Annotated in this window: 25 protein-coding genes; 17 read left to right on the top strand and 8 right to left on the bottom strand. The window is 67.5% G+C overall.

What is annotated here, in order from left to right:
- Positions 1–261 precede the first annotated feature (261 nt).
- The 6 genes from VHP37_11930 to VHP37_11905 all read left to right on the top strand — a co-directional run bounded on the left by VHP37_11930 (position 262) and on the right by VHP37_11905 (position 5,677).
- On the top strand, positions 262–1,230 hold the full coding sequence (locus VHP37_11930; protein ID HEX2827049.1) for a tripartite tricarboxylate transporter substrate binding protein: 969 nt from the start codon (positions 262–264) through the stop codon (positions 1,228–1,230).
- 61 nt (positions 1,231–1,291) lie between these two features.
- Positions 1,292–1,756, top strand: coding sequence for a tripartite tricarboxylate transporter TctB family protein (locus VHP37_11925; GenBank protein ID HEX2827048.1), 465 nt, complete (start codon positions 1,292–1,294; stop codon positions 1,754–1,756).
- Positions 1,757–1,796: 40 nt separating this feature from the next.
- A complete protein-coding gene (locus tag VHP37_11920) occupies positions 1,797–3,302 on the top strand; it encodes a tripartite tricarboxylate transporter permease (protein HEX2827047.1) in 1,506 nt (501 codons plus the stop codon).
- A gap of 82 nt (positions 3,303–3,384) precedes the next feature.
- Complete coding sequence (locus VHP37_11915; GenBank protein ID HEX2827046.1) at positions 3,385–4,353, top strand: tripartite tricarboxylate transporter substrate binding protein; 969 nt, start codon at positions 3,385–3,387, stop codon at positions 4,351–4,353.
- A gap of 186 nt (positions 4,354–4,539) precedes the next feature.
- Positions 4,540–4,695 carry a DUF3309 family protein gene (locus tag VHP37_11910; GenBank protein HEX2827045.1) on the top strand — a complete coding sequence of 52 codons (156 nt, stop codon included), beginning with the start codon at positions 4,540–4,542 and terminating at the stop codon, positions 4,693–4,695.
- A 10-nt stretch (positions 4,696–4,705) separates the two neighbouring features.
- A complete protein-coding gene (locus VHP37_11905) occupies positions 4,706–5,677 on the top strand; it encodes an ATP-dependent 6-phosphofructokinase (protein ID HEX2827044.1) in 972 nt (323 codons plus the stop codon).
- Positions 5,678–5,729: 52 nt separating this feature from the next.
- Here the strand turns inward: VHP37_11905 and VHP37_11900 are convergent, their stop codons facing one another.
- A complete protein-coding gene (locus tag VHP37_11900; GenBank protein HEX2827043.1) occupies positions 5,730–6,224 on the bottom strand; it encodes a hypothetical protein in 495 nt (164 codons plus the stop codon).
- Positions 6,225–6,429: 205 nt separating this feature from the next.
- Here VHP37_11900 and VHP37_11895 point away from each other — a divergent pair, with 205 nt between their 5' ends.
- Both VHP37_11895 and VHP37_11890 read left to right on the top strand, forming a co-directional pair.
- Positions 6,430–7,413 (top strand): tripartite tricarboxylate transporter substrate binding protein, encoded by a 984-nt coding sequence (locus VHP37_11895; GenBank protein ID HEX2827042.1) that lies wholly within the window; start codon positions 6,430–6,432, stop codon positions 7,411–7,413.
- Between the two features lie 308 nt (positions 7,414–7,721).
- Positions 7,722–8,858, top strand: coding sequence for an NADH:flavin oxidoreductase/NADH oxidase (locus VHP37_11890; GenBank protein ID HEX2827041.1), 1,137 nt, complete (start codon positions 7,722–7,724; stop codon positions 8,856–8,858).
- 93 nt (positions 8,859–8,951) lie between these two features.
- Here VHP37_11890 and VHP37_11885 read toward each other — a convergent pair whose 3' ends face one another.
- A complete protein-coding gene (locus tag VHP37_11885) occupies positions 8,952–9,911 on the bottom strand; it encodes a tripartite tricarboxylate transporter substrate binding protein (GenBank protein HEX2827040.1) in 960 nt (319 codons plus the stop codon).
- A 110-nt stretch (positions 9,912–10,021) separates the two neighbouring features.
- On the opposite strand from VHP37_11885, the gene VHP37_11880 reads away from it, so the two are divergent.
- Positions 10,022–11,215 (top strand): DUF2235 domain-containing protein, encoded by a 1,194-nt coding sequence (locus VHP37_11880; protein ID HEX2827039.1) that lies wholly within the window; start codon positions 10,022–10,024, stop codon positions 11,213–11,215.
- A 45-nt stretch (positions 11,216–11,260) separates the two neighbouring features.
- On the opposite strand, the gene VHP37_11875 is transcribed toward VHP37_11880, so the two are convergent.
- The 4 genes from VHP37_11875 to VHP37_11860 form a co-directional block, all read right to left on the bottom strand.
- Positions 11,261–12,928, bottom strand: coding sequence for a thiamine pyrophosphate-binding protein (locus VHP37_11875; GenBank protein HEX2827038.1), 1,668 nt, complete (start codon positions 12,926–12,928; stop codon positions 11,261–11,263).
- Between the two features lie 134 nt (positions 12,929–13,062).
- On the bottom strand, positions 13,063–13,809 hold the full coding sequence (locus tag VHP37_11870; protein HEX2827037.1) for a DUF1223 domain-containing protein: 747 nt from the start codon (positions 13,807–13,809) through the stop codon (positions 13,063–13,065).
- A gap of 174 nt (positions 13,810–13,983) precedes the next feature.
- Positions 13,984–14,913: a tripartite tricarboxylate transporter substrate binding protein gene (locus VHP37_11865; GenBank protein ID HEX2827036.1), complete on the bottom strand. Its 930-nt coding sequence runs from the start codon at positions 14,911–14,913 to the stop codon at positions 13,984–13,986.
- Between the two features lie 47 nt (positions 14,914–14,960).
- Positions 14,961–15,524, bottom strand: a complete 564-nt coding sequence (locus tag VHP37_11860; protein ID HEX2827035.1) for a chalcone isomerase family protein — start codon at positions 15,522–15,524, stop codon at positions 14,961–14,963.
- Between the two features lie 113 nt (positions 15,525–15,637).
- On the opposite strand from VHP37_11860, the gene VHP37_11855 reads away from it, so the two are divergent.
- Entirely contained in the window at positions 15,638–16,597 is a 960-nt protein-coding gene (locus VHP37_11855; GenBank protein HEX2827034.1) for a tripartite tricarboxylate transporter substrate binding protein, read from the top strand.
- Positions 16,598–16,747: 150 nt separating this feature from the next.
- Here VHP37_11855 and VHP37_11850 read toward each other — a convergent pair whose 3' ends face one another.
- Positions 16,748–17,704 carry a tripartite tricarboxylate transporter substrate binding protein gene (locus VHP37_11850; protein HEX2827033.1) on the bottom strand — a complete coding sequence of 319 codons (957 nt, stop codon included), beginning with the start codon at positions 17,702–17,704 and terminating at the stop codon, positions 16,748–16,750.
- A 190-nt stretch (positions 17,705–17,894) separates the two neighbouring features.
- Here VHP37_11850 and atzF point away from each other — a divergent pair, with 190 nt between their 5' ends.
- From atzF to VHP37_11815, 7 genes are read left to right on the top strand one after another with little or no spacing between them, the layout of a single operon-like run.
- Positions 17,895–19,706, top strand: a complete 1,812-nt coding sequence (gene atzF, locus VHP37_11845; GenBank protein ID HEX2827032.1) for an allophanate hydrolase — start codon at positions 17,895–17,897, stop codon at positions 19,704–19,706.
- A gap of 31 nt (positions 19,707–19,737) precedes the next feature.
- The gene (locus VHP37_11840) at positions 19,738–21,336 is read left to right on the top strand and encodes an ABC transporter substrate-binding protein (protein ID HEX2827031.1); all 1,599 of its coding nucleotides are present in this window, start codon (positions 19,738–19,740) and stop codon (positions 21,334–21,336) included.
- A gap of 7 nt (positions 21,337–21,343) precedes the next feature.
- Positions 21,344–22,354, top strand: a complete 1,011-nt coding sequence (locus VHP37_11835) for an ABC transporter permease (GenBank protein ID HEX2827030.1) — start codon at positions 21,344–21,346, stop codon at positions 22,352–22,354.
- A complete protein-coding gene (locus tag VHP37_11830) occupies positions 22,351–23,226 on the top strand; it encodes an ABC transporter permease (GenBank protein ID HEX2827029.1) in 876 nt (291 codons plus the stop codon). The genes VHP37_11835 and VHP37_11830 overlap by 4 nt, the downstream gene beginning before the upstream one ends.
- On the top strand, positions 23,223–24,200 hold the full coding sequence (locus tag VHP37_11825) for an ABC transporter ATP-binding protein (GenBank protein ID HEX2827028.1): 978 nt from the start codon (positions 23,223–23,225) through the stop codon (positions 24,198–24,200). The genes VHP37_11830 and VHP37_11825 overlap by 4 nt, the downstream gene beginning before the upstream one ends.
- Positions 24,197–25,264 (top strand): ABC transporter ATP-binding protein, encoded by a 1,068-nt coding sequence (locus VHP37_11820; GenBank protein HEX2827027.1) that lies wholly within the window; start codon positions 24,197–24,199, stop codon positions 25,262–25,264. The genes VHP37_11825 and VHP37_11820 overlap by 4 nt, the downstream gene beginning before the upstream one ends.
- A gap of 3 nt (positions 25,265–25,267) precedes the next feature.
- Entirely contained in the window at positions 25,268–25,993 is a 726-nt protein-coding gene (locus tag VHP37_11815) for a GntR family transcriptional regulator (protein HEX2827026.1), read from the top strand.
- Here VHP37_11815 and VHP37_11810 read toward each other — a convergent pair.
- Entirely contained in the window at positions 25,969–26,787 is an 819-nt protein-coding gene (locus VHP37_11810) for an aspartate/glutamate racemase family protein (GenBank protein HEX2827025.1), read from the bottom strand. The two genes, VHP37_11815 and VHP37_11810, sit on opposite strands and share 25 nt — an antisense overlap.
- Position 26,788 lies beyond the last annotated feature (1 nt).

Here is a 26,788-nt window from a genome sequence, read left to right as displayed (position 1 = left end):
ACCACCCTCGAAGCTCACACGCTCGTCGCGCGGCGCCGACGCAGGTATGATCCCGACAAAGCCCGTCGCAGCGGCGAAGGCGGGCGAATAAAGAAATACCGGAGGAGGAATCGCCGTCTCGCGGCGTTCTGCCGCGTCGCGCGCAACGTGCATCGCGAGTTGCGTGCGTCCCTGCGCTCTCAGCGCTCTCCTCTGCTCGCCCGACGGCCGTGCGCTCGACGCGCGGCCTGCTGCACAACAACTCGACGAGGAGATTTGGCAATGGGTAGTCGTGGTGGCTGGTTCGGTGCTCTCACTCTCGCGGCGGTTGCGCTCGCCGCCATTCCCGCGTCTTACGCACAGCGTTTCCCGACGCGTCCGATCGAGCTCGTGGTTCCGTTCGCGCCGGGAGGCGGCAGCGGCATCACCGGCGAGATGATGAAGAAGATCATCGGCGACGAGAAGCTCTCGCCGCAGCCGATCTCCATCACCTACAAGCCCGGCGCTTCGGGACAGGTGGGCTGGACCTATCTCGCGACCAAGAAGGGCAACGCGCACGTGATCGCGACGTCCACGCAGTCGTTCAGCTACGGCTTCGTGCACAAGCAGATGCAGGTGGCGCCGAGCGACTTCACGCCGATCGCGCTCATGCTGATCGACACCCAGCTCATGACGGCGTCGCCCGCGTCGGGCTACAAGACGATGAAGGACGTGCTCGAGGCGTCGCGCAAGAAGCCCGGCTCGGTGAAGGTGGGCGGCACCGGCTCGGCGGGCTCCGATGCCAATCTCGCCCTGATGATCGAGAACGCCGCCAAGGTGAAGCTCAACTACATCCCGTTCAAGAGCGGCGGCGAGGTCAACGCCGCGATCCTCGGCGGCCACGTCGACGTCGCGCTCGGCAATCCGAACGAGCTAGCGGGCTACGTCGCGGCGGGCAAGCTCGTGCCGCTCGCGGTGTTCTCGGACCAGCGCGTGGCGGGCCTGAAGGACGTGCCGACCATGAAGGAGGTCGGCTACAACGTGGTGTCGCGCTCGGCGCGCGGCGTGGTCGCGCCCGCGGGCATCTCCAAGCAGGAGGAGCAGGTCCTGGTCGAGATGATGAAGAAGATCACGCAGTCCAAGCAGTGGGCCGAGTACGCCGACAAGAACATGATGACCGTGAAGTTTCTCGGCGGCGCCGATTACGCGAAGTACCTCGCGGACGAGCGCGAGACGCTCACCGCGCTCCTGAAGTCGATCGGCAAGCTCTGAGCAGCCCGCAAGGACCGGGAGGCGCCGCGCGGCGCTTCCCGCTCACTTTCCCAGGATCGCCATGAACAAAGCTGAAGCACTTTCGGGTGCGGTCTTCGCCGCGATCGGCGGTTTCATGCTGCTGCACGCGCTGAAGCTCGCCTATATCGTCGACGACATTCCCGGTCCCGGTTTCCTGCCGCGCTGGATCGCCGCCGGCCTCATCGCCACCGGCTCGGTGCTCGTCCTCAAGGCGCTGCGCCCCAAAGACACGGAGCCGACGGCGTGGCCCGGCGCGGCCGGATGGCTGCGGGTCATCCTCGTCCTCGCGGCGCTCGGCCTTGCCTTCGTGGCGCTGACGACGCTGGGCTTCCTGGTGACGACCACGCTCTTCGTCGGCGTCGTCATCTTCGGGCTCGGCGTGCGATCGAAAGTCATGCTCGCCACGGTGCCGCTGCTCGCGGCGATCGTCCTCTACGTCGTGTTCGCGGTATGCCTGAGCGTGCCCCTGCCCAAGGGCGTGCTCGAAGGATTCGCATTCATCTGATGTCTCGGCCGGCGCATGCCGGCCCGCCGCCGGAGGTTTGATGGACTTGCTCAGCAATCTCGCCCTGGGGTTCGGCGTCGCGTTCTCGCCGCTGAACATGCTCGTCGTGACGCTCGGCGTCATCATCGGCACGCTCATCGGCGCGCTGCCCGGTATCGGCCCGGTCGCGGGACTCTCGATCCTGATACCGCTCGCCTTCGGCATGGACCCGACGGCGGCGATGATCCTGATGTGCGGCATCTACGCCGGCTGCATGTACGGCGGCACGATCACCTCGGTCCTCATGAACGTGCCCGGCGAATCGTCCTCGCTCATGACCTGCCTCGACGGCAACGCGATGGCGCGCCAGGGACGCGCGGGCCCGGCGCTCACGATCGCGGCCATCGGGTCGTTCATCGCGGGAACGTTCAGCGTGGTCATGCTCACGCTGCTCGCGCCGCCCATCTCGCAGGCCGCGTTGAGCTTCGGCCCGCCCGAGTACTTCGCGCTCATGCTGCTCGGTCTCTCCGCGATCAGCGGCCTCACCGGCAAAGCGCGCGCGAAAGGCTACGCGATGGCGCTGCTCGGCCTCGGCCTCGCGGTGGTCGGGCTCGATCCCATCGACGGCAGCCAGCGCTACACCTTCGGCAACCTCGAGCTGATGGACGGCGTCGGTTTCCTGCCGGTCGCGGTGGGCCTCTTCGGCATCGGCGCGGTGCTGGCGATGGTCGAGGATCCGGTGGACGGCCAGATCATGAAGACCACGCTGCGCGAGATGCTGATCACGAAAAAGGACCTGAAGGACAGCGCGGCGCCGATCGGCCGCGGCAGCATCATCGGCTTCCTGGTCGGCGTGCTGCCGGGCGCCGGCGCGACCATCTCGACCTTCCTCGCCTACGCCGCGGAAAAGCGGATCTCGAAGACGCCGGAGCGATTCGGCAAGGGCGCGATCGAAGGGGTCGCCGCGCCCGAAGCGGCGAACAACGCGTCGACCGGCGGCGCGATGATTCCGCTGCTCACGCTCGGCATCCCGGGCTCGGGCACCACCGCGGTGCTGCTCGGCGTGCTGACGCTTTTCAACCTGCAGCCCGGGCCGCTGCTGTTCGCGAAGAACACCGAATTCGTGTGGGGCCTCATCGCGTCGATGTACATCGGCAACGTGATGCTGCTGGTGCTCAACATCGCGTTCGTCCCGGCATTCGTCGCGGTGCTGCGCGTGCCCTACAAGGTCCTCGCCGCGCTGATCGCGATCTTCTGCGTGGTCGGCGTGTTCAGCGTCAACTACAGCCTGCAGGACCTGTGGCTCATGCTCGCGTTCGGGGTGATCGGCTACGTCACGCTCAAGATGGGCTTCCCGCAGGCGCCGCTGCTGCTCGCGCTGGTTCTGGGCGGCATGCTCGAAGTCTCGCTGCGCCAGTCGCTCAAGATGTCGCACGGCGACATGTCGATCTTCTTCACCCGCCCGATCGCCGCCGTCATCCTCGGAGTCGTCGCGGTCATCGCCGCGTGGCCGCTGCTCGCCCGCCTCGCTCGAAAACGGCCGCTGGAGGCGCCGCTCGGGACCTGAGCGCTGCGCCCGCGAAGCGGGCGATCGCGATCTGTGCCATACATAGGACGCTTCGCTGCTTCTCGCCACGAGGAGGATGCACGTGCCTGCAAGCCCGCTCTGTCGTCTGCTCGCTTTCGCGCCGCTGGTCGTCGCCGTACCCTCGTACGCACAGACCGCGCCGCCGAAACAGGTGCGCCTCATGGTCGGCTTCGCCGCCGGGGGCGCGAGCGACATCACCGCGCGCATGATCGCGCCGAAGCTCGCCGAAGCTTTTCAAACGCCGTTCATCGTCGAGAACCGCGGCGGCTCGGGCGGGCTCATCGCCACCGAAGCGGTGTCGAAAGCGCCGCCGGACGGCTCGATGCTGCTCCTCATGCCCGCCGCCGACGCGGTGCAGCCCGCGGTGCGCTCCAGGCTGCCTTACGACCTCGAGCGCGATTTCACGCCGGTCGCGCGCATTGTCACCGGGCCGTGGTTCCTCGTCGTCCATCCGTCGGTGCCCGCCCGATCGGTGAGAGAGCTCGTCGCGCTCGCGCGTGCGCAGCCGAAAAAGCTCAACTACGCGACCTCGGGCGTGGGAAGCTCCGCGCACCTGTCGGCGCTCGTCTTCAGCGCGCTCGCGAACATCGAGATGGTGCACGTGCCTTACAAAGGCACGTCGGACGGCGTCACCGCGACCGCCGCCGGCGAGACCGACATGATCTTCGCGAGCATCCCCGCGTCCAAGCCGCTGCTCGCCGCGAAGAAAATCCGCGTGCTCGGCGTCTCCACGCGCAACCGCACCGAGCTCGCGCCCGAGCAGCCGACGCTGCACGAGGCCGGCGTGCCCGGCTACGACCGCTCGGGCTGGTACGGCCTCCTCGCGCCGGCGGGCGTGCCGCGCGATTACGTGACGCGTCTCAACGCGACGATCGCCAGGGTCGTCGATACGCGGGAGATGAAGGAAGCGTTCAACCGCCAGGGCCTCGAGCCGGCAACCACCACGCCGGAGGCGTTCGGGCGCTTCATCCGCGCCGAAGTCGCGCAGAACGTGAAGGTGGTGAAGAGCGCCGGAATACGCATCGACTGAGGGATCGTCATTCCCGCGAAGGCGACGCAACCAGCGTCATCCCCGCCTAGGCGGGGATCCATTTTGACTTTAAAAAGCGCTTGAATATGGATTCCCGATAGTCCCGCTACCGCGGCTCGGGAATGACGGGGGGTGGCACGACTGTTGCCACACGCATGCCGTATCGCCACAATCGGAGGCAACACCATGAGCACTACCGCACTGCTGCTGGTCATTCTCATCCTGCTGCTGCTCGGCGGCGGCGGTTACGGTTACCGGGCGGGCTGGGGCGCGGGCCCGGTCGGCGGCATCGGCCTCGTCGTCGTCATCCTGGTCGTCCTGGTCCTGATGGGCGTCGTATAGAAAGGATTTTTTGCAGCGCATAGCGATACTGACCAGCGGCGGCGACGCACCGGGCATGAACGCCGCGGTGCGAGCCGCCACGCGCGCGGCGCTCGCGCGCGGCTGGGAAGTCTTCGGGGTCAAGAACGGGTACGCGGGACTGCTCGCGAACACCATCGACCCGCTGCATGCGCGCGATGTCGGCGGCATCATCCAGCGCGGCGGCACGGTGCTCGGCAGCGCGCGCGCCCCCGAGTTCGCGCAGGAGGAAGGCCGCTCCAGGGCGCTGCGCAACCTCGCCGCGCGTGACATCGAAGCGCTGATCGTCATCGGCGGCAACGGCTCGCAGACCGGCTCGCACAGCCTGCACGCCGCGGGCTTTCCGGTCGTCGGCATCGCCTCGACGATCGACAACGACCTCTACGGCACCGACGTCACCATCGGCGTCGACACCGCGGTCAACATCACCCTCGAAGCGATCGACCGGCTGCGCACCACCGGCTCGTCGCACCAGCGCGCGTTTCTCGTCGAGACCATGGGCCGCAACTGCGGCTACATCGCGCTGATGACCGGCATCGCGGGCGGCGCGGAAGTGATCATGACGCCTGAAGCGGAAGTCGAGCCGCAGGTCGTCGTCGAGCGCCTCGGCGCCGCGTACCGCCGCGGCAAGACGCACGCGCTGGTCGTCGTCGCCGAAGGCTCCAAGCACAACGCCTCCGAGCTGATGGATTACTTCAAGGCGCATCGCGCGGCGATCGGCTTCGGGCTGCGCCTCACCACGCTCGGCCACGTGGTGCGCGGCGGCGTCCCTACCGCCGCCGATCGCGTGCTCGCCACGCGATTGGGCGCGGCCGCGGTCGATCAGCTCGCGGCAGGCAACAGCGGCGTGCTGATGGGTCTGCTCTGCAACGCGATCACCGCAACAAAGCTCGCCGAAGTCGCCGGCCGCACCAAGCCCATCGACACCGAGCTGCTCGAGCTCGCCCGCGTCCTCGCACAGTAGGGTCTACGCCGTTGGTCGGCGCTACGTCCTATGCGTCTGCCGGCGCTACGTTCTATCCGATGAACTCGGTGCGCGGCGTGTTGCCGGGCTGTATCGTCATCAGCAGCCCGGGCTCGCCGCCCGCGCCGCGCTCGAGATTGATGAACCGCCGCGGCACGTAAGGCGGAACCGCGCAGACGTCGAGCGGGTCGAGGTCGACGTGGTGCTCCTCCTTGAGCCCCCAGATGACGCGCCAGCGGCCGCGGATGGCGATGAACGTCTCGTTGGTGTCGTGATTGTGGAGCATCGGTCCATTGCCGGGCTCGGCTTCCACGTACGACATCTGAAAACCTTCGTCGACGGGGATGGCCGACATCGGGTCCTTGCCGCCCTCGACGATGAGACCGTGCCCGATGACCAGGAAGTTCTTGCGCAGGTGGCCCGGGAGCTGGCTGTCCGGGTAGCGGTCCGGCGGATACTTCAGCGTCTTGAAGCGTGCGACGCGCTCGGACATCTCGTCGGCCGAGAGCTCCTTGATGGGCATCGTCGGTGCGGTTGCGACAGTCATGGCGCTCCTCCTCTTTCCCGGTCGTGTCCGGGCCATTCTCGGACCCTTCGCAGTTCGCGCGCAAGCCCGCCGGCCCGCCGTGCTATCGTCATGAACAGCGGTGACGTGCCGTCACGGGGTTCATGTCACCGTTTCATGTCACCGATTCTTGTCACGGCTTTACAAGGGAGCACCGCTAAAAACCCATCAGCAAGGAGGGAGCACAGTGAGATTCGCAGCAACCGCAGCGTCCGCAGCCCTGATCCTCGCAACCCCCGTCCTCGCCGCGCAGAAAGCGGGGAAAGACAACGACCCGTCGGGCTATCCGACCAAGCCGATCCGCGTGCTCGTGCCGCAGGCGCCGGGCGGCAGCAACGACATCCTCGCGCGCTATATCGGCGCGGGCGTCGCGGAACGGCTCGGCAAACAGGTCGTCGTCGACAATCGCGCGGGCGCGGAAGGCATGATGGCGACCGAGACCGTCGCGCGCGCCAATCCCGACGGTTATACCCTGCTGATGGCGTCGACCGCGTTCACGATGAATCCCGCGGTCATCAAGAAGATGCCGTACGACCCGGTGAAGGACTTCGACTGGGTCGCGATGTTCGGCCGCGCGCCGGTGATCGTCACCGTCACGCCCTCGCTGCCGGTCAACAACCTGCAGGACCTCATCAACCTCGGCAAAGCTAAGCCGAACTATCTCACGCTCGCCTCAGCCGGCGGCTTCATGCACTTCGCTTCCGCGATGTTCCGCAGCCAGGCGGGGTTCAAAGGTGAGATCGCTTTGTACAAAGGCGGCGCCCCCGCGCTGATCGACGTCATGTCCGGTCAGGCGCACGTCGCGACTGCGACCGCGGTGACCGCGAGCCCGCAGATACGCTCGGGCAAGATCAAGCCGCTCGCGGTGACGAGCACCAAGCGCGTCGCGGCGTTTCCCGACATCCCGACGACCGCAGAATCCGGTCTGCCCGGCTACGACGCCACGATCTGGTGGGGTTGGGCCGCGACCGCGGGAACGCCGCCGGAGATATTGAACAAGCTCAATCGCGAGATCGGCTCGATCCTCCAGTCGCCCGAGACGGCGAAGCGCTTCGCCGCCGAGAGCGCGGAAGTCGAAACCAGAACGCCGCTCGAGATGAAGAAGTTCATCCCCGGCGACCTCGCGAAGTGGGAGAAGGTCGCGAAGGATGCCGGGATGACGAAGAACTGACGGTCGCGCCAGCGACCGTCATCCCGGACGCGTGTGCGCCAGCGCACGCGATCCTGGATCCATCTTGACTCGTTGGTCCCGGCTTGACGTCCAAATGGATTCCCGCCTTCGCGGGAATGACGGCGACTCCGCGACGCTCGCGGCAATCGTCATAGCGAAGCAGCGCGCCCCAACTCTTCAATACGCGGTGCGCAGCTGCAAAATTGATGATCGGCCATGCTGTTGTTCCTGTCTTTTGGTAAGGTCGATATCGACTTGCCGAGTCGAGCAGGCAGTCAATCATGACAGCCATTTCAAGGTCAAACTTCGTGACACTTCCACGACCTCTGCTGTTCACGCCCATCGAGTTGCGCAGCGTCACCGCGCGCAACCGCGTCGTCGTCTCGCCGATGTGTCAGTACTCGTCGGAAGAAGGCGGGCCGACCGACTATCACCTCGTGCATCTCGGCAAGTTCGCGATGGGCGGCGCGGGCATCGTGTTCTGCGAGGAGACGTCGGTCGAGGAGCGCGGGCGCAAGTCGCATCACTGCGCGGGCATCTACGCCGACCGCCACATCGCGCAATACCGGCGCATCAACGACTTTCTGCGCAACCAGGGCGCGATCCCCGCGATACAGATCGGCCACTCCGGACGCAAAGGCTCGGGCTGCCAGCCGTGGACGGGGTATCGGCCTTTGAATGAGGACGATGCGAAGCACGGCGAAGCGCCGTGGCAGACCGTCTCAGCGAGCACAGTGCCGGCGAGCGAGACGGCGCCGGCGCCGCATGCGCTCGCGACGAGCGAGATCCGGGAAGTGGTCGGGCACTGGCGCGAGGCGGCGTCGCGCGCGATCGACGCGGGTTACGACATCCTCGAGATCCACGCGGCGCACGGCTACCTCATCCACCAGTTCCTGTCGCCGATGTCGAACCTGCGCAGCGACGCGTACGGCGGCGACCTGCAGGGCCGCATGCGGCTGTGCCTCGAGATCGTCGAGGCGGTGCGCGCGGTGTGGCCGCAGCACCTGCCGGTGTTCATGCGCGTCTCCGCGGTCGACGGGCACAACAGCCGCTGGAGCGTCGACGACACCGTCGCGCTGGTGCGCGAAGCGAAAGCGCGAGGCATCGAAGTCGTGACGACGTCGTCCGGCGGCATCAGCGGCCCCGGCACCGCGACGCTGGTTCCGCGCGCGCCGGGCTACCACGTGCCGTACTCGATGCGCGTGAAACGCGAAGCCGATGTGAAAACGATCGCGGTGGGGCTCATCACCGAAGCGCGGCACGCCGAAGAGATCCTTCAGCAGGGGCAGGCTGACCTGATCGCGCTCGCGCGCGAGCTGCTCTGGAATCCGAACTGGCCGGCGCACGCCGCGAAAGAGCTCGGCGTGGACGATTACCTCGACCTGCTGCCGCTCTGTTATTCGTGGTGGCTGAAGCGGCGTGAGGAGATCCGCGCGCTCAGCTGAGCGGGCGTCACGGGATCGCCACGCCGGCTTCGCCGGCTCGCGATGACGGTCATTGCGAGGAGCGCGAGCGACGAAGCAATCGCGAGACGCTCGTCACTGGGCTTTGATTCCCGCGTCGCGCACGACTTTCCCCCATCGCGCCAGGTCGCTCTCGATCAGCGCGCGGAATTCCTGCGGCGAAGTGGTCGCCGCGTCGAGCATCAGGCCTTTGTAGCGTTCCACGACCGACGGATGACCCGCCGCCGTGACGAATTCGTCGTGCACCCGCGCGAGCACGGGTTTGGGCAGGCGTGCGGGCGCGATGACGCCGAACCAGTGGGTCAGCACCATACCGCGAACGCCGCTCTCTTCGAACGTCGGCACTTCGGGATGCGAAGGATGGCGTTTCGGCGTCGTCACCCCGATGGGACGCAGCCGTCCGCTCTGCACGAACGACACCGCCGCCGGCATCGAGGTGAACACCGCGTTCATCTCGCCGGCGACCGTCGCGCTCACCGCGGGCCCCGCGCCTTTGTACGGAACGTGATTCAGCCGTATGCCCGCGCCGCGCATCAGGAGCTCGGCCATGAGATGCGTGCCGCTGCCGTTGCCCGCCGAGCCGATCCTGAGCGTGTCCGGCTGCGATTTCGCCAGCGCGACGAGCTCGCTCACGGTCTTCGCCGGCACCGCAGGAAACACGAACAGCCACTGCGGCGCGCGCGCGACGAGCGTCACCGGGTCGAAATCGCGCAGCGGATCGTACGGCACTTTGCCGTACACGGCCGGGTTGATCGTGTGCGGCATGTCCTGGAGGAGCAGCGTATAGCCGTCGGGCGTCGACTTGGCGCAGAGGTCGGTACCGATGGTGCCGCCCGCGCCGGGGCGGTTGTCGACCACGAAGGTCTGCCCCATCGTCTCCGACAGGCGCTGCGCGTAAAGGCGCGCGATGATGTCCGAGCTGCCGCCGGGCGCATAGGGGACGATGAGCCGCACCGGCTTCACCGGGTAGCTCGCACCGACTGCCGGTAGACACGCGAAAGCGGCGATCGCCGCGGCTGCGAGACGCACGTTCATCGGGAAATCCCCTACGTGGTGTCAGCCGCATGTTGCCATACCAATGGCCGGTACTCGCGCGCTTCGTTCGTCCTAGAATGGACTTTCGACGCTCGAAAGGGGGACGTCACATGCCCAAGAACATCATCTTCTGTGCCGACGGCACTTGGGGCGGGCCGGCCGAGCGGCCGGGACTGTCGAGGCTCGATCTCGACGACCGCGACGCCGACCAGGACCGCAGCGACATCACCAACGTGCTCAAGCTGTACTCGCGGCTGAAAGGCGAGGCGACCGACGCCTCGACGCCGCTCTCGAACGAGCAGGAGCGCATCCTGCGCGAAGGCGGCAAGGTGGTGCAGGTCGCGAAATACCTCCACGGCGTCGGCGATTCGTCGAACATCCTGCTGCGGGTGCTGGGCGGCACGTTCGGCTTCGGCATCATCGCGCGCATCGTGCGCGGCTACACCTTCATCTCGCGCTGGTACGAGCCAGGCGACGCGATCCACATCGTCGGCTTCAGCCGCGGCGCGTACACCGCGCGGGCGCTCGCGGGCATGATCGCCAAGGTGGGCCTGCTCAACCGCGCCGCGTACGAGCCCAACAACGAGATGGAGGCGTATCGCCTCGGCGTGCTCGCCTGGTCGCGCGCGAGGACCGTCTCGCTCACCGGGGCCAATCGCCTGACCGCGCTCGCGAACAGCGTGATCGGCGTCGCGCAGGGTTTCTTCGGCAACCAGCTGCCGTCGAACGCGCTGATCCCGGACGTGAAGCTCAAGTCGGTCGCGGTGTGGGACACCGTCGGCTCGCTCGGCATCCCGACCTACGCGGGCGACCACCGCTACGACGTCTTCCGCTTCACCGACGAGAACCTGAGCGACAGGGTGGAGTTCGGATTCCACGCGATGGCGATCGACGAGCGCCGCATCGATTTCCCGGTGACGCGCTGGAACGACCGTGCGGGGATCACGCAGGCGTGGTTCGTCGGCGCGCACTCCGATGTGGGCGGCGGCAACAAACCGGCGGAAAGCGGGCTCTCCAACGTCGCGCTGCAGTGGATGATCCGCAAGCTCTCGGGCGCCGGCGTGAAGTTCGCCGACGGCGCGGCGGACCACATCGAGGTGCCCGCGGACTTCCCGGCGATCCAGAAACCGTGGGAGTCGCTGCCGTTCTCCAAGCTCGGCAAATCGGATCGCGCGGTGCTCGCCGCCGACCTCCTGCACCCGAGCGTGAAGGCGCGCTGGGAAAAGGCGAACCCGCAATACCGGCCGACTTCGATGGGGCCGTTCATCGCGGGTGGATTGGGCGCCGCGAAGTTCGATCAGTAGCTGCGCAAAACCAGGGTCAGACCCCGATGAAACCGGGGTCTGACCCTATCCTTTGTAGACCACCGGCGCGAGCGTGTTCTGGTCGATGAGCACGTCGATCACCGCCGGCTTGCCGCTGTCGAACGCGCGCTGGATCGCGCCTTCGAGATCGCCCGGTTTCTTCACCTGCTCGCCGTAAGCGCCGAACACCTTCGCCAGCGCGCCGAAGTCCGGGTTCCTGTAATCGACCGCGAAGAACCGCCCGCCGTAGTGCTCGTTCTGGAACGCGCGCTCGTTGCCCAGGCCCTGGTCGTTGAACACGACGTACACGACCGGGATGTTCTCGCGGATCGCGGTCTCGAGCTCGCCGATGTTCATCATCGCGCCCATGTCGCCCGAGGCGCACAGCACCGGCCGGTCGGGTTGCGCGAGCTTCGCGCCGAGCGCAATGGGAAACGATCCGCCCACCGACGCCCAGTCGTCGATGCACATGAAGGTTCCGGGCTCGTAGCTTTTGAAGTAGCTGCGCACGTGCTTGCCGCCGTTGCCGGCATCGACGACGCAGATGCCGTTCTTCGGCAGCACTTTGCGGATGGCGTGCGCGACCCATTGCGACTGGATCGGCTCGGCGTCGGGCTTGAGCTCTTTCTGCAGAGCGGCTTCACCCTCCGCACGCGCCCTGGCGACGTCGACCCACGCTTTCGTAACACCTTTGACGCGGCCGAGAAGCCCGTCGATGAAGCTCTTCGTCGAGCCCGTCACGCCGAGCGTCACCGGGAACACGATGCCGATCTGTCCCGGCGCGCTGGTGTGATGCACGAGCTTCGCCTTCTCGCTGAAGATGCCGTACTTGTACATCGTCGAGAACACGTCCATGTGCGCGCCGATCGCGACGATGAGGTCGGCTTGCGGCACGGTCCTGTTCGCGCTCTGGAAACCGTTGCGTCCCAGCGGCCCCAGCGCCAGCGCGTGCGACGACGGGAACGCGTCGGGCGAATACTGGAGCGCGGCGACCGGGATGCCGGTCGCTTCGGCGAGCTTCGCCATCGCGTCGGTCGCCGATTCGTTGATGAGGCCGCGGCCGACGAGGAACACCGGCCGCTCGGCTTTCGATAGCAGCTCCGCGACCTGGTCGATCTGCGCGGGATCGCAGACCGCGAGCGACGTGTTGCGATAGCGCGCGGGATCGGTGGGCTCGGGCTTCACCGGCTCGAGCAGAACCTCGCTCGACGCGTCGATGTGCGTGGGACCGTAAGGCTCGGTGAGCGCGATGCGGAACGCCTTGCGCACGAACTCCTGGGTCTTCTCCGGCGTGGGGATCGTCTGCGCCCACTTGGTGATGGGGCGCATGAAGCTCGTCTGGTCGATGTCCTGCGTCGCGTCGCGGTCGCGCATCAGGCTTTCCTGCACGCCGCAGATGCTGATCACCGGGACGTTGCCTTTGAGCGCCGCGGCGATGCCGGTCGCGAGGTTCGTCAGGCCCGGGCCTTCGGTCGCGGTGACGACCGCGGGCGCCCGGCGCGCGCGCGCAAAGCCGTACGCCATGAACGCCGCGCCCTGCTCGTGGCGCGTCAGGATGAAGCGGATCTCCTTGGTTTCGCGCAGCGCGTCGAGGACCGCGAGGTTCTGCGTGCCGGGTATGCCGAAGACGTGGTCGATGCCTTCGCGCAGGAGCGCGTCGACGAGCGCTCGCGCGGCCGTCGTCGTTCCGGTCTTGTGTTCTGCGGTGTCCATCGCGCCCCCCTCAATTCGACTGTCGAGGGCGTGAGTTTAAAAGCTTTTACCGCCAAGGACGCAAAGGACGCAAAGGAAAACCAAGGAAAAATCGTTCGTGCTCTTCCCTGGCGTCCTTTGCGGTCAATTGCCTTTCAGCCTGCGCACAGGGGTCTCGCAAGCGCCTGCAGCACGTCACCCGACTTCGCGTCCTGCACGAAGCTCGCGACGAAGAGATTCGCGCGCTCCCAGCGCTTGTCGATCGTGAACGCGTGCGACATCGCGCCTTTAGCGAACGGACCGGCGAGATCGCGCACCACGAAGTCGTGCTCGAGCCGTTTGCCGCCGTTCTCGCCCGCGCGAACGAAAGTGGCGAGCCGGTTCTCGTACAACGCCAGCCACGCGCGCGCGTCGCCCGCTTCGGTCGACGACCACGTCCCGCTCACGTTCACGCGCTCGGCCGCCGGCGCGAGCTCGAGCCTGATCGCGGCGCGCGGCTTGTCGCGATTGACCTCGGCGACGCGACGCGCGAAGTCGTCGTCACCCGAGCGCCGATAGTCCTTGCCGTTCAGCACGAGCTGAGGGGTGTAGACCACCCGCGCGCGGTTGCGGTCGTTGAGCGCCTGCTGGCGCCGGCTGAAGCGCGCCTGGCCGAATTTGTCGACCCAGCCGAGGCGGTCCCAGTAGTCGACGTGGAACGCGAGCACGACGAGCTTGTCCGGTTTGAGGCCGTTCGCCGGCAGCCCGCTCACCCAGCGGTCGGCCGGCGGGCAACTGTTGCAGCCTTCGGACGTGTAGAGCTCGAGCAGCGGCACGCGGCGCTCGGCGCTGGCGGCGGTGCATAGTGCATACGCGAGCGACGGCAGCGCGAGGAGCAGGGCTGTGGCGATGAGTGTGCGCATGAGGGGCCTCCGCCGATTTGGTCGGAGGAGACGCGTCGGCCTTACAACAACCGTCATTCCCGACCCGCGCCAGCGGAGGGGATCGGGAATCCATTCTCAAATCCAAACGTCAAAATGGATTCCCGCCTTCGCGGGAATGACGCTGCGCGTCACCTTCGCGGGAATGACGATCCGTCAATCGATCCGGATATTCCCCGCCTTCACCACTTTTTGCCACTTCGCGATGTCCGCGGCGACGAAGCGAGCGAACTCTTCGGGCGAGTTGTGCCCGGGCTCCATGCCGTCCGCGCGCAACCGCTCGATCACGTCGGCACGCTTGAGGATGCGTCCGATCGATTCGTTGAGCTTGGTCACGATCGCGTGCGGCGTCCTGGGCGGCGCCCACATCCCGAACCACGTGAACGCGGTATAGCCCGGCACGACTTCGTTGATTGCGGGCAGGTCGGGCAGGATCGACGAGCGCGCTTCGCTCGTCACCGCGAGACCGCGGATGCGGCCCGCGTTCATGTGCGGCGTCAGCACCAGCGGTCCGCCGAGGTAGAACTGGATGCGCCCCGACAGCAGATCGAGGATCGCCGGCGCATCGCCCTTGTACGGCACGTGGACCATCTGGGTGCCGGTCATCTGCCGCAGGTGCTCGGTCGCAAGATGCGGCACGCCGCCGGTGCCCGACGAGCCGAACGACAGCGCGCCCGGCTTCGCCTTGGCGAGCGCGATGAACTCCTTGATGTCTTTCGCCGGCACCGTCGGATGCACCGCGAGCACGAACGGCCCGCGCGTGATCAGCGTCACGTGCTGCATGCCGGTCATCGGATCGTACGTGAGCTTGTAGAGCGCCGCGCTCGACGCATAGCTCGAGGCGCCGATGTTGATCGTGTAGCCGTCGGGATTCGCACGCGCGACGATCTCGGTGCCGATCGTGCCGCCCGCACCCGCGCGGTTGTCGATGACGAACTGCTGGCCGAATTCTTCGGTAAGCCGCGGGGCCATGAGCCGTGCGACTACGTCGGTCGCACCACCCGGCGCGAAAGGCACCACCACGCGCACCGGCCGCGCCGGCCACTCCGCCGCCCCCGCCGTCGTTGCGCACAGCAACCCTGCCATTGCCATAACCGATCCGATCCGCATGCTATGCAATCTCCTCCGTCTTGTTATCCACCCAGCAACGCCTTCTTGATTCCGCTATCGACCGGATCGTCGCCCAGCCATATTTTCATGAGCGCGCGATAGAAGTCCTCGCCCGGGATCGGCGCGCCCTGCGCCGCGCCGTTGAGCGTCACCTGCGTCCCCGTTGCGGGAACGAAATCGAGGGTGACGAGGCTGCCGTTTTTCGCCTGCCCGATGCCGGTCATGATCCTGTTCAGCGCTTCGATCCCGGGCTTGAGCTTCTCCACCTCCGCCGCGGTGTGGTTCTGGCGAATGCCGTCGTTCAATGCCTCGATGAGCTGCGGCGCGGTGACGTCCCGCAGCATCGCCATGCTGATGCGCTTCGGACCGGGGCTGGCCAGCGCCTGCGCGGCGGTGGTCTGCTTTGCGGTGAGGTACAGGGCGCAGACGTACACCTTGAAGAACGCCCGCTGTCGCAGCCCCGCGCCGTTCAGCACGAGCTCCTGGCCGCCGACGGCGGCGGTGTCCGGCACTTTCACACCGGCGACTTCGGCCGCTGCGCAGCACAGCGGAAACAGGAGCATTGCGAAAACGAGCCGAGCGGTCATCGTGTCCCCTCCTTTGAGTCCGACAGATCATACGACATCGGTTCCAGCGCATCGATACACGCACTGGTCCGCTCCGCAATATGCGAAGATGATGCAAACAGGAGGAGGATGCGATGACCCGGTTCGGCAGTGCGATCTTCGTTCTTGCAGCAGCGGTAGCGAGCCCGTCGCTCGCTCAGACCTACCCCGCGAAAACCGTGCGCCTCATCAACGCGTATGCGCCCGGCGGCGCGAGCGACGTGGTGGCACGCGCGTTCGCGAACAAGCTCACCGACTACCTCGGTCAGCAGGTGGTGGTGGAGAACCGCGTCGGCGCAGGCGGCAACGTCGCCGCGGACTACGTCGCGCGCAGCGCCCCCGACGGTTACACGCTCCTGATGAGCACGATCTTCCTCGCGACCAACATCAGCCTGTACTCGAAGCTCACGTGGGATCCGCAGAAGGACTTCGCACCGATCTCCATGGTCACCGCTTCGCCGCTCATCCTGTGCGTGCACCCTTCGCTTCCGGTCAAGACCACCCAGGAGCTGATCGCGCTGGCGAAGAAGCGCCCCGGCGAGCTCAACTTTCCGTCCGCGGGCAACGGCTCCTCGATGCACCTTTCCGGCGAGCTCTTCAACCTGATGGCCGGCATCAAGACCCAGCACGTGCCGTACAAGGGATCTGCGCCGGGCGTGCTCGACGTCGTCAGCGGCCGCATACAGTTCATGCTGAACCCGATGCCCGAGCCGATGCCTTTCATTCAGGCCGGCAAGCTGCGCGCGCTCGCGACGTCGACCGCCAAGCGCATCCAGGCGCTGCCCGACATCCCGCCGGTGGCCGAAGCGCTGCCGGGCTTCGAGACGATCACGTGGCAAGGGCCGGTCGCTCCGGCGGGCACGCCGAAGCCGATCATCGACCGGCTCCACAACGAGTTCGTCAGGGCGCTCAAGGACGCCGAGTTCGCCGGCAAGATGCGCGGCATGGGCCTCGAGCTCTACGGCACCTCGCCGGCCGAGTTCACCCAGCTCGTGAAGAGCGAGACCGAGAAGTGGGGCAAGGTGATCCGCGCGACGGGAGCGCGGCTGGATTGACCTGCGGGGTCCGACCCCGGTTTCTTTGGGGTCGGACCCCGGTTTTAACTGCGGACGCTCCGCGATTGCTTCGTCGCGTCGCTCCTCGCAATGACGTCATCGCGAGGCGGCTCCGATAGGAACGCCGTGGCGATCCCGTGACGCACGTCCCTACTCCAGCCGGATGTGCGCGAGCTTCACCACATGCGCGACGCGCTTCATCTCGTCGCGGATGTGCGCCGCGTATTCCTCCGGCGTGCTGCCCACCGGCTCGAAGCCGCGCGCGGCGAGCGCGTCCCTGATATCGCCCTGCAGCGCCGCGGCGATGTCCTTCGAGAGACGTGACACGATGGGACGCGGCGTCTTCGCGGGCACCAGCACGCCGAACGCGGTGCTCGATTCGTAGCCCGGCACACCGGCCTCGATCATCGTCGGGATCTCCGGCACCAGCGCCGAGCGCTTGCGCGTGCCGACCGCGAGCGCCTTGAGCTTGCCCGCGCGCACCGACGGCAGCACGATCGGCAGGTTGTCGAACATGATCTGCACGCGGCCGCTCAGCACGTCGGCGAGCGACTGGCTGCTGCCCTTGTAAGGTATATGGGTGAGCTGGATGCCGGCGATCGCCTTGAACTGCTCGGTCGAGAGATGCGACACCGAGCCGTTGCCGCCGGTGCCGTAGTTGAGCTGGTTCGGCTTCTCCTTCGCCAGCGCGATCAGCTCCTTCACCGTCGACACCCCGATACCCGGATTCACCGTCAGCATGAACGGGCTGATCGTAATCAGGCTCACCGGCGCGAAATCGCGCAGCGCGTCGTACGGCGTCTTCTGGAGATTGGGATTGATCGTGAGCGGACCCGGCGATCCCAGCAGCAGCGTGTAACCGTCCGGCGGCGCCTTGGCGACGATGTCCGCACCGATCACGCCGCCCGCACCGCCGCGATTGTCGACGACCACCGGCTTGCCGAGGCTTTCGGACAGCTTCACCGCCAATGCGCGGCCGGTGATGTCGGTGCCGCCGCCGGGCGCGAACGGCACGATGAAACGGATCGGCTTGGCCGGATAACTCTCTGCCGCAAACGCCCCACACGCCAAGCTGAAGACCGCTATACCTGATGCGATGTTTTTCATCTGCACGCTTCCTCCTCCCCGCGAGCATAACCGCTCGTTCGCGCACCAAGCGAGCGCGGCCCGCACTCGAACAGTGCGCCCCATCGCGCACCGCACACTCGCGAGTCCGTATCAAAACAACGACTTGAGTACACGTGCGCGGTGGCATGGGTCGTGCTGAATACCGGCTTGCATACAACGACCGATAACGATGCCTCTTCCTTACAGTCTCGATCTCACGCGGCTGCAAAGCGCCTACGCCACCGGCGCGCTCACGCCGACGCGTGTCGTCGAAGACGTGCTCGCGGACGTCGACGCGACGCGCGCTTCGAACCCGGTGTGGATAGACGTCGCGCCGCGCGAGGTTCTGCTCGCGCACGCGGGCGAGATCGAAGCACGGCGCGCGCGCGGCGAGCCCCTGCCGCTGTACGGCGTGCCTTTCGCGGCCAAGGACAACATCGATGTCGCCGGGCGGCCGACCACCGCAGCCTGTCCCGCGTTCGCCTATGCGGCGCGCGCCAGCGCGCACTCGGTGCAACGTCTCGAAGCGGCCGGCGCGCTGTGTATCGGCAAGACCAATCTGGATCAGTTCGCGACCGGCCTCGTCGGCACGCGCTCGCCGTACGGCGCGTGCGTGAATCCGTTCGACGCGCGCTACATCTCGGGCGGCTCGAGCTCCGGATCGGCGGTCGCGGTCGCGGCCGGCCAGGTGAGCTTCGCGCTGGGCACCGACACCGCAGGCTCGGGCCGCGTGCCCGCCGGTTTCTGCAACATCGTCGGCTGGAAGCCGACACGCGGCCTGCTCAGCACCCGCGGTGTCGTGCCTGCCTGCCGCACGCTCGACTGCGTTTCGATCTTCGCGCTGACCGTCGGCGACGCGCGCGTCGTGTTCGACCTCGCGCGCGGGCATGACAAACAGGATCCCTACAGCCGCGCCGACGCGCCGCTCGATGAGCGGCCGCTCGCGCGCTGGCGCTGCGGCGTGCCGCGAGCATCGCAGCTCGAGTTCTGCGGCGATGCGCTCGCGCGGGACGCTTTCGAGCGCGCCCTCGAGCGCCTCGCGGCGATCGGCGCCGAGCTCGTCGAGATCGATTACACCCCTTTCCTCGAGACCGCGCGCCTGCTGTACGAAGGTCCGTGGGTGGCCGAGCGGCTCGCCGCCATCGGCCGCTTCTTCGACGAGCACCCGGACGACCTGCACCCCGTCACGCGCGCGATCGTCGGATCGGGACGCAAGCACAGCGCCGTCGATGCCTTCGCGGCGCAATACACGCTGCAGGCTTTGAAGACGCGGTGTGCGGCCAAGCTCGCCGCGGTCGATGCGCTCGCCGTCCCCACCGCGCCGACGATCTACACGCACGCGCAGGTCGAAGCCGAGCCGATCCGGCTGAACACCAACCTCGGCTGGTACACCAACTTCGTCAACCTGCTCGACCTCGCGGCGATCGCGGTGCCCACCGGATTCCGCGCCGACGGCCTGCCCGCGGGCGTCACCCTGATCGGGCCGGCGCTCGAGGATTACACGCTGTCGCGGCTCGCGGACCGGCTGCACCGTGCGAGCGAAACGCGCCTCGGCGCGACGCGGTTCACCTTGCCCGATGCGGCGCCCGGCGACACCGCGCCGCGCAAGCGCGCGGTCGCGCTCGCCGTCGTCGGCGCGCACCTGTCCGGCATGCCGCTGAACCATCAGCTCACCTTGCGCGGTGCGCGACTCATCGAGTCGTGCGCCACGTCGGCCCAATACCGGCTGTACGCGCTGCCCGGGACGACGCCGCCCAAGCCGGGGCTCGCGCGCGTGGGCAGCGAACGCGGCGCCGCCATCGAAGTGGAGCTGTGGAGCGTGCCGGTCGAGGCGTTCGGCTCGTTCGTCGCCGACGTGCCGCCGCCGCTCGCGATCGGCAGCGTCACGCTGGCCGACGGCCGCACGGTGAAAGGGTTCGTGTGCGAAGGCTATGCGCTCGACGGCGCCCGCGACATCTCGGGCTACGGCGGTTGGCGCAACTACGTCGCGCAAAGCTCATGACTTTTGTTTGTGTCCTTCGGGGAGATCGATCATGAATCGTCGCAAGTTCATCCAGTCACTCGGCGCCGGCGCCGCCTCCGGTCTGCTGCCGTTCAAAGCCTATGCGCAATCGCGGCAGGAAACGCTGCTGGCGCTGATGGAGTTCGGACCGAACAGCCTCGACATCCACACCGTCGGCGCGAACCGTCCCGCGTACGGCGTGTCGTGGAATTGCTACGACCGGCTGCTCACCTACGGCAAGAAGAAGCTCTCCAGCGGCACGCCGAGCTACGACTTCGCCAAGCTCGAGCCCGAGCTCGCCGAGAGCTGGGAGTTCGCCAAGGACGGCATGTCGGTCACGTTCAAGCTGCGGCGCGATGCGAAGTTCCACGACGGCACGCCGGTGACCGCGAAGGACGTCAAATGGTCGTTCGACCGCGCGGTGACGGTGGGCGGCTTCCCCACGTTCCAGATGAAAGCGGGCTCGCTCGAAAAGCCCGAGCAGTTCGTCGTCGTCGACGATCACACCTTCCGCATCAACTTCGTCCGCCGCGACAAGATGGCGATGCCCGACATCGCGGTGCCGGTGCCGTCGATCTTCAACTCGGCTCTGGTGAAGAAGCACACGACGCCCGACGATCCGTGGGGGCTCAACTGGACCAAGAGCAACGTCGCGGGCGGCGGCGCGTTCAAGGTCGAATCGTGGAAGCCGGGACAGGAGACGGTGTTCACGCGCTACGACGACTGGAAGTCGGGTCCGCTGCCGAAGATGCGCCGCATCATCCTGCGCGAAGTGCCTTCGGCCGGCAACCGGCGCGCGCTGCTCGAGCGCGGCGACGCCGATATCTCGTTCGACCTGCCGCCCAAGGACTTCAACGAGTTCGCCAAGACCGACAAGATCAACGAGTCGAGCGTGCCGATCGAGAACTCGATGTGGTACGTCGGCATGAACGTCACCAGGCCGCCGTTCAACAATCCCAAGGTGCGCCAGGCGGTCGCCTACGCGATCCCGTACGACAAGATCATGTCGGCCGCTTTCTACAACCGCGCGACCAGGCTCTACGGCGCGAAGACGCCCAAGCCGGCGAACGCCGACTGGCCGCAGGCGACGCCGTACACGACCGACCTCGCGAAGGCCAAGCAACTCATGCAGGAAGCCGGTGTGGGCACGATCGAGACGACGCTCTCCTACGACCTCGGGCAGGCGACGGTGTCGGAGCCGATCGCGATCCTGCTCCAGGAGTCGCTCGCGGCGATCGGCATCAAGGTCACCATCAACAAGATTCCCGGGGCGAACTGGCGCGCGGCGATGCTGAAGAAGGACATGCCGCTGCTGATCAACCGCTTCGGCGGCTGGCTGAACTACGCCGATTACTTCTTCTTCTGGAACTACCACGGCCAGAACGCGGTGTTCAACACGCCCTCGTACGTGAACCCCGCGATGGACAAGCTGATCGACGCCGCGCGCTTCGAGAGCGATCCGAAGAAGTACGAAGCCTTCGTCAGGGGTTTCATCGAGCTCGCGAACACCGACGTCCCGCGCATCCCGATCGCGCAGCCGTGGCTCGACGTGGCGATGCAGCGGAACATCACCGGGTATCAGTACTGGTTCCACCTCCAGCCGGACTTCAGGCAGATCGCGAAGATCTGATGAGCCGATGATCAAGCTCGTCTTCAGGCGCCTGCTCGAAGCGCTGCCCAGCGTGATCGGCGTGATCGTCGTCACCTTCCTGCTCACGCGCGCGCTCCCCGGCGATCCGGCGGCGTACTTCGCCGGGCCGTCGGCGACGACCGAGGCGATCGAGCAGGTGCGCGAGAAGCTCGGGCTCAACCGCAGCCTCACCGAGCAGTTCGTGGTCTACGTGCGCGATCTCGCGCGCGGCGAGCTCGGCGTGTCCCTGAACACCGGCCAGCCGGTGGCGACCGAGATCGCCAACCGGCTGCCGGCCTCGGTCGAGCTCACGCTCGCCGGCCTCTTGTTCGCCGCGCTGGTCGCCATACCGCTGGGCGTGCTGGCGGCGACGCGTCCCGGCTCGTGGGTCGATCACGTGTGCCGCCTCGTGACGACCGCCGGCGTATCGCTGCCGACCTTCTTCACCGGGCTCCTGCTCGTCTACGTCTTCTATTACCTGCTCGGATGGGCGCCGTCGCCGGTCGGCCGGCTCGATCCCTACACGACCGCGCCGCCCGCGATCACGCGTTTCTATCTGATCGACAGCCTGCTCGCGGGCGATCTCGCGACGTTCCGGGCGGCTTTGATGCAGCTCATGCTGCCGGCGTTCACGCTCGGTCTCTTCGCGCTCGCGCCGCTCGCCCGCATGACCCGCGCGGCGATGCTCGGCGTGCTCTCTTCGGACTTCGTGCGCGCCGCGCGCGCCGCGGGCCTGTCGCGCGGCACCGTGGTGTACCGCTACGCCTTCCGCAACGCGCTGCTCCCGGTGGTGACCACGCTCGGCATGGTGTTCTCGTTCCTGCTCGGCGCGAACATCCTGGTCGAGAAAGTGTTCGCGTGGCCGGGCATCGGCTCGTTCGCGATCGAAGCGCTCACCGCGTCCGATTACGCGCCCGTGCAGGGCTTCGTGCTCGCGATGGCGCTGCTCTACGTCGCGCTCAACCTGGTGATCGACGTCTTCTACGGCGTGATCGACCCGAGAATGGAAACCGCATGAGCCTCGCGACCGCTCCGCGAACGCCGCTCGCCGCGATGCTCGCCCACGCGCGCTACGTGATGAGCGAGAACGTGCTGACATTCTCCGCCTTCGCGCTGTTCTTCCTGTTCGTGGCGTGCGCCGCGGTCGGGCCGTGGATCGTTCCATACGATCCGCTCGCGACCGACGCGGCCGCCGCGCTGCAGCGGCCGTCGAGCGCGCACTGGTTCGGCACCGATCAGCTCGGGCGCGACATCCTGTCGCGCGTCGTCGCCGCGGCGCGGCTCGACTTCGGCATCGCGATCTCCGCGGTGGCGCTGTCGTTCGTGGTCGGCAGCGTGCTCGGATCGCTGGCCGGCTTCTACGGCGGCGTGGCCGACCGGCTGCTGGCGCGCGTCGTCGACACCATCATGGCTTTCCCGCTGTTCGTGCTCGCGATGGGCATCGTCGCGGCGCTGGGCAACACGGTCTTCAACATCGTGCTGGCGACGGCGATCATCAACCTGCCGTTCTACGCGCGCTTCTCGCGCGCCGAGATCAACGTGCGGCGCGAGGCAGGTTACGTCGAAGCGGCGCGGCTCGCGGGCGCGGGCGACCTGCGGATCGTCGCGGTGCACCTCTTTCCCAACATCCTGCCGCCGATGATGGTGCAGATCTCGCTCAACATGGGCTGGGCCATCCTGAACGCGGCCGGTCTGTCGTTCATCGGCCTGGGCGTGCGGCCCCCTGCGCCGGAATGGGGGATCATGGTCGCCGAAGGCGCGAGCTTCATCATCTCGGGCGAGTGGTGGGTGTCGCTGTTCCCCGGCGCCGCGCTGATGCTCGCGGTGTTCTGCTTCAACCTGCTCGGCGACGGATTGCGCGACCTCATCGACCCACGGAGGCGCACGTGAGCACGCCGCTGCTCGCGGTCGAAGACCTCGGGGTCGAGTTCAGGACGCGCAGCGGCACGGTGCGCGCGCTGGAGCACGTGAACCTCGAGGTCCACAAAGGCGAGACCGTCGGCATCGTCGGCGAATCGGGCTCGGGCAAATCGGTGCTGTCGTACGCGGTGCTCGGCATCCTCGACGCCGCCGGCAAGGTGACGAGCGGCCGCGCGGTCTTCGGCGGGCTCGACATGGTCGCCGCCACCGAGAGCGAGCGCGCCGAGCAGCGCGGCCGCGAAGTCTCGATGATCTTCCAGAACCCTCGCGCCGCGCTGAATCCGATCCGCCGCGTCGGCGACCAGATCGCCGACGTGCTGAAGCGCCACACCGCCACGCGGCGCGCGGACCTGAGACAGCGCGCGATCGAATGCCTCGCACAGGTGCGCATCCCCGACCCGGAACGCCGCTACAACGCCTACCCTTACGAGCTTTCGGGCGGCATGTGCCAGCGCGTCATGATCGCGCTCGCGCTCGCGTGCAACCCGGCGCTGCTCGTCGCGGACGAGCCGACGACCGGCCTCGACGTGACGACGCAGGCCGCGGTGATGGACCTGATCGTCGAGCTCGCCCGGGCCCGGCACATGGCGACGGTCCTCATCACGCACGATCTCGGGCTCGCCGCGTCGTACTGCGAGCGCATCGTGGTGATGCACGCCGGCCACGTCGTCGAAGCCGCGCCGACGCGCGAGGTGTTCGCCTCGCCGCGCCATCCCTATACCGCGCGCCTGATCGCCGCCTCGCCCCACGGCCGCAGCCAGCTCGCGGAGCTGGTGTCGGTCGCGGGCCATCTGCCCGACCTGCGCCGGAGCGATCTGCCGCCCTGCCGTTTCAGCGAGCGCTGCGAGAGCCGGCGCGCCGAGTGCGCCGAGCGGCCGCTGCCCGTGCACACCACCGGCGACGCGCACCGCGTCTATTGCCATTACCCGAGAATCGCCGCATGAGCGTGCTCCTCGAAGCGGTCCAGCTTTCCAAGCGCTTCCCGGTGAAGCGCGGCAGCCGCAGCCTCGTGCAGCTCGTGCGGCCGCCGGTGCAGCCGCCGGAGAAAGCGCGGTGGCTGCACGCCGTCGACGGCGTGAGCTTCACCATCGCCGAAGGCGAGAGCGTCGGCCTCGTCGGCGAGTCGGGCTGCGGCAAGTCGACGCTGGTGCGGATGCTCACGCGGCTCATCGATCCGACCGACGGCAACATCCTGTTCGCCGGACGCTCGATCGCGGTCACGCCGGCGCACGCTTTCGCGAAGACGCCGCAGCGCGCGCAGATCCAGATGGTGTTCCAGGATCCGACCGAAAGCCTCAACCCGCGCTTCACCGCGTTCGATGCGATCGCCGAGCCGCTGCGTCTCCTGGGCGGGCGCATCAACAGGCACGCGCTGCACGTGCGCGTCCGCCAGCTCGCGTCGCTCACCGGTCTTGCGCCCGAGCTCCTGTCGCGCTTCCCTCATCAGCTCTCCGGCGGGCAGAAAGCGCGCGTCGGGATCGCCCGCGCGATCGCGTTGAACCCGCGCCTGCTCGTGCTCGACGAGCCGACGTCGGCGCTCGACGTGTCGGTGCAGGCGCTCATCCTCAAGCTGCTGGCGGAGCTGCGCGAGAAGCTCGGCATGAGCTATCTCTTCGTCTCGCACGATCTGAACGTGGTGCGTCTCCTGTGCGACCGCGTGCTCGTGATGTATCTCGGCAAGGTCGTCGAATCGGGCCCGGCGCAGGAGATTTTCGACCGGCCGCAGCATCCCTATACCCGGGCGCTGGTGTCCTCGGTGCCGCGCATCGACGGCGGGAGCGGCGTGCGAGTGCGCGCCGACGGCGAGCCGCGCAGCCCCATCGATCCTTCGCCCAAGGTGTGCCGCTACGCCGGGCGCTGCCCTTCGCAGGTCGCGCAGTGCACCGAGGAAGCGCCGGTGCTCGGTCACTACACCGACCTGCACAGCGTCGCGTGCCATCTCGTGCCGAAACAGGAGAAGGCGCCGGTTGCGGAGCCGCCGCTGCTCGAAGCCGTGAATGCGTCCTGAGCGATGACCGACCTCGCGAGCAAGAGCCGCGCGATCGCGGTCTACGAGCGCATCAAGCGCGACATCTTCGATTTCTCGCTGCTGCCGGGCGATCGCTTCACCGAGACCGAAGTCGCCGAGCGCGCGGGCGTGTCGCGCACGCCGGTGCGCGAAGCGCTGTACCGGCTGGAGCGCGAAGGCTACATCCAGGTGTCGTCACGCAACGGCTGGAGCGTCAAGCCGTTCGACTTCGCGGCGTTCGAGAACCTCTACGACGTGCGCGTCATCCTCGAGCTCGCAGCGGTGCGCAAGGTCTGCGACCTGCCGCACACGCCCGGGCTCGACATACTCTGCGCGACCTGGCTCGTACCCGCCGGAGAGCGGTTGCGCGACCCGCAGGCGGTGTGCGCGCTCGACGAAGCGTTCCACGAGAGACTCGTCGCCGCGGCGGGCAACCCCGAGCTCGCGCGCATCCACGGCGACGTCTCGGAGCGCATCCGCATCATCCGCCGCCTCGACTTCACGCAGACCACGCGCATCGACGCCACGTACGAAGAGCATGCCGGGATCCTGCGCAACGTGATGCGGCGCCGGGTCGACCAGGCGCACCTGCTGCTGCGCAGCCATATCGATGCCAGCAAGGCGGTGGTGCGCCAGATCACCCTGCACCGCCTGCACTCGGCGCGCACCGCGCTCGCGCGCGGCGGAGACGAAGACGACGCCCGTCAGCTCGCCGCCGGCCAGAGGTGATCCATCCCGTAGAGCCCGATCAGCTCCTTCACACGCTCCCGCGGCGGCTTGCCGGTGTAGTAACCGCCGCGCGCCGGCGCGAGGCCGCTGGAGCGTTTGAGATCGACCATCGTCTCGGCCATCTTGATCGTCGCGCCGAGGGCGTCGACGATCGGCACGTCGTCGACGCGGGTGATGCCGTGCTTCATGAGCAGCGCGCACAGCGGCGCTTCGCCCGGGATGATCACGTCGACCCCGTCTCTGATCATCGCGCGCGCCGCGTCGTGGAAGCGCTGCAGCAACTCCGCCGGCGCCTCGTACGCTTTGAGCACGTCGTCGAAGGTGAAGCCGACGAAGCGCGCGCCCGCGAACTTGTCCTGAAGGCCGATGCGCGCGGCGTTTTCGTGGATGACCGGGATCATGCCCTCGATGAAGATCAGCGCGCCCATGCGCTCGCCGAGCATGCGCGCGATCAGCATCGAGCTCTCGCCGTAGCCGACGACGGGGATGTCGACGAGGCTGCGCGCCTCGCGCAGCGCGGGCTCGGGAATCGACATGATGGCGTAGGCGTCGAAACCGGCTTCCTCCGCCGCGATCGCGCCGAGCACGAACTGCTGCCCGTGCAGGTACTGCATGTAGTTGTGGCTGATGTCGGTGCCGGGGTAGTGGGTGCGGTAGGTCCTGGCGTGCATGCCGTGCATCACGACCTCGGTGTCGGGGCGCGCGACCTTGCCGAAATGCTCCTGGAGGCGCGCGGCGTACGCCGGCAGCTGCTCGAGAACCGTAAAGCTCTGGTGCCAGATGCGCATTGCCATT

This window comes from Burkholderiales bacterium (assembly GCA_036262035.1).
GTDB lineage: Bacteria > Pseudomonadota > Gammaproteobacteria > Burkholderiales > SG8-41 > JAQGMV01.
Note: the sequence above shows the minus strand (reverse complement) of the source record. Positions and strands in the feature narration are given on the sequence as shown.

Excerpts from the sequence above, each read along its gene's own strand:
- VHP37_11855 (HEX2827034.1), top strand. The coding sequence starts at position 15,638 with ATGACCCGGTTCGGCAGTGCGATCTTCGTTCTTGCAGCAGCGGTAGCG.
- VHP37_11885 (HEX2827040.1), bottom strand. The coding sequence starts at position 9,911 with ATGAACGTGCGTCTCGCAGCCGCGGCGATCGCCGCTTTCGCGTGTCTA.
- VHP37_11880 (HEX2827039.1), top strand. The coding sequence starts at position 10,022 with ATGCCCAAGAACATCATCTTCTGTGCCGACGGCACTTGGGGCGGGCCG.
- VHP37_11835 (HEX2827030.1), top strand. The coding sequence starts at position 21,344 with ATGATCAAGCTCGTCTTCAGGCGCCTGCTCGAAGCGCTGCCCAGCGTG.
- VHP37_11815 (HEX2827026.1), top strand. The coding sequence starts at position 25,268 with ATGACCGACCTCGCGAGCAAGAGCCGCGCGATCGCGGTCTACGAGCGC.
- VHP37_11930 (HEX2827049.1), top strand. The coding sequence starts at position 262 with ATGGGTAGTCGTGGTGGCTGGTTCGGTGCTCTCACTCTCGCGGCGGTT.
- VHP37_11860 (HEX2827035.1), bottom strand. The coding sequence starts at position 15,524 with ATGACCGCTCGGCTCGTTTTCGCAATGCTCCTGTTTCCGCTGTGCTGC.
- VHP37_11920 (HEX2827047.1), top strand. The coding sequence starts at position 1,797 with ATGGACTTGCTCAGCAATCTCGCCCTGGGGTTCGGCGTCGCGTTCTCG.
- VHP37_11865 (HEX2827036.1), bottom strand. The coding sequence starts at position 14,913 with ATGGCAGGGTTGCTGTGCGCAACGACGGCGGGGGCGGCGGAGTGGCCG.
- VHP37_11875 (HEX2827038.1), bottom strand. The coding sequence starts at position 12,928 with ATGGACACCGCAGAACACAAGACCGGAACGACGACGGCCGCGCGAGCG.
- VHP37_11870 (HEX2827037.1), bottom strand. The coding sequence starts at position 13,809 with ATGCGCACACTCATCGCCACAGCCCTGCTCCTCGCGCTGCCGTCGCTC.
- VHP37_11925 (HEX2827048.1), top strand. The coding sequence starts at position 1,292 with ATGAACAAAGCTGAAGCACTTTCGGGTGCGGTCTTCGCCGCGATCGGC.
- VHP37_11910 (HEX2827045.1), top strand. The coding sequence starts at position 4,540 with ATGAGCACTACCGCACTGCTGCTGGTCATTCTCATCCTGCTGCTGCTC.
- VHP37_11900 (HEX2827043.1), bottom strand. The coding sequence starts at position 6,224 with ATGACTGTCGCAACCGCACCGACGATGCCCATCAAGGAGCTCTCGGCC.
- VHP37_11850 (HEX2827033.1), bottom strand. The coding sequence starts at position 17,704 with ATGAAAAACATCGCATCAGGTATAGCGGTCTTCAGCTTGGCGTGTGGG.
- VHP37_11830 (HEX2827029.1), top strand. The coding sequence starts at position 22,351 with ATGAGCCTCGCGACCGCTCCGCGAACGCCGCTCGCCGCGATGCTCGCC.
- atzF (HEX2827032.1), top strand. The coding sequence starts at position 17,895 with ATGCCTCTTCCTTACAGTCTCGATCTCACGCGGCTGCAAAGCGCCTAC.
- VHP37_11810 (HEX2827025.1), bottom strand. The coding sequence starts at position 26,787 with ATGGCAATGCGCATCTGGCACCAGAGCTTTACGGTTCTCGAGCAGCTG.
- VHP37_11840 (HEX2827031.1), top strand. The coding sequence starts at position 19,738 with ATGAATCGTCGCAAGTTCATCCAGTCACTCGGCGCCGGCGCCGCCTCC.
- VHP37_11820 (HEX2827027.1), top strand. The coding sequence starts at position 24,197 with ATGAGCGTGCTCCTCGAAGCGGTCCAGCTTTCCAAGCGCTTCCCGGTG.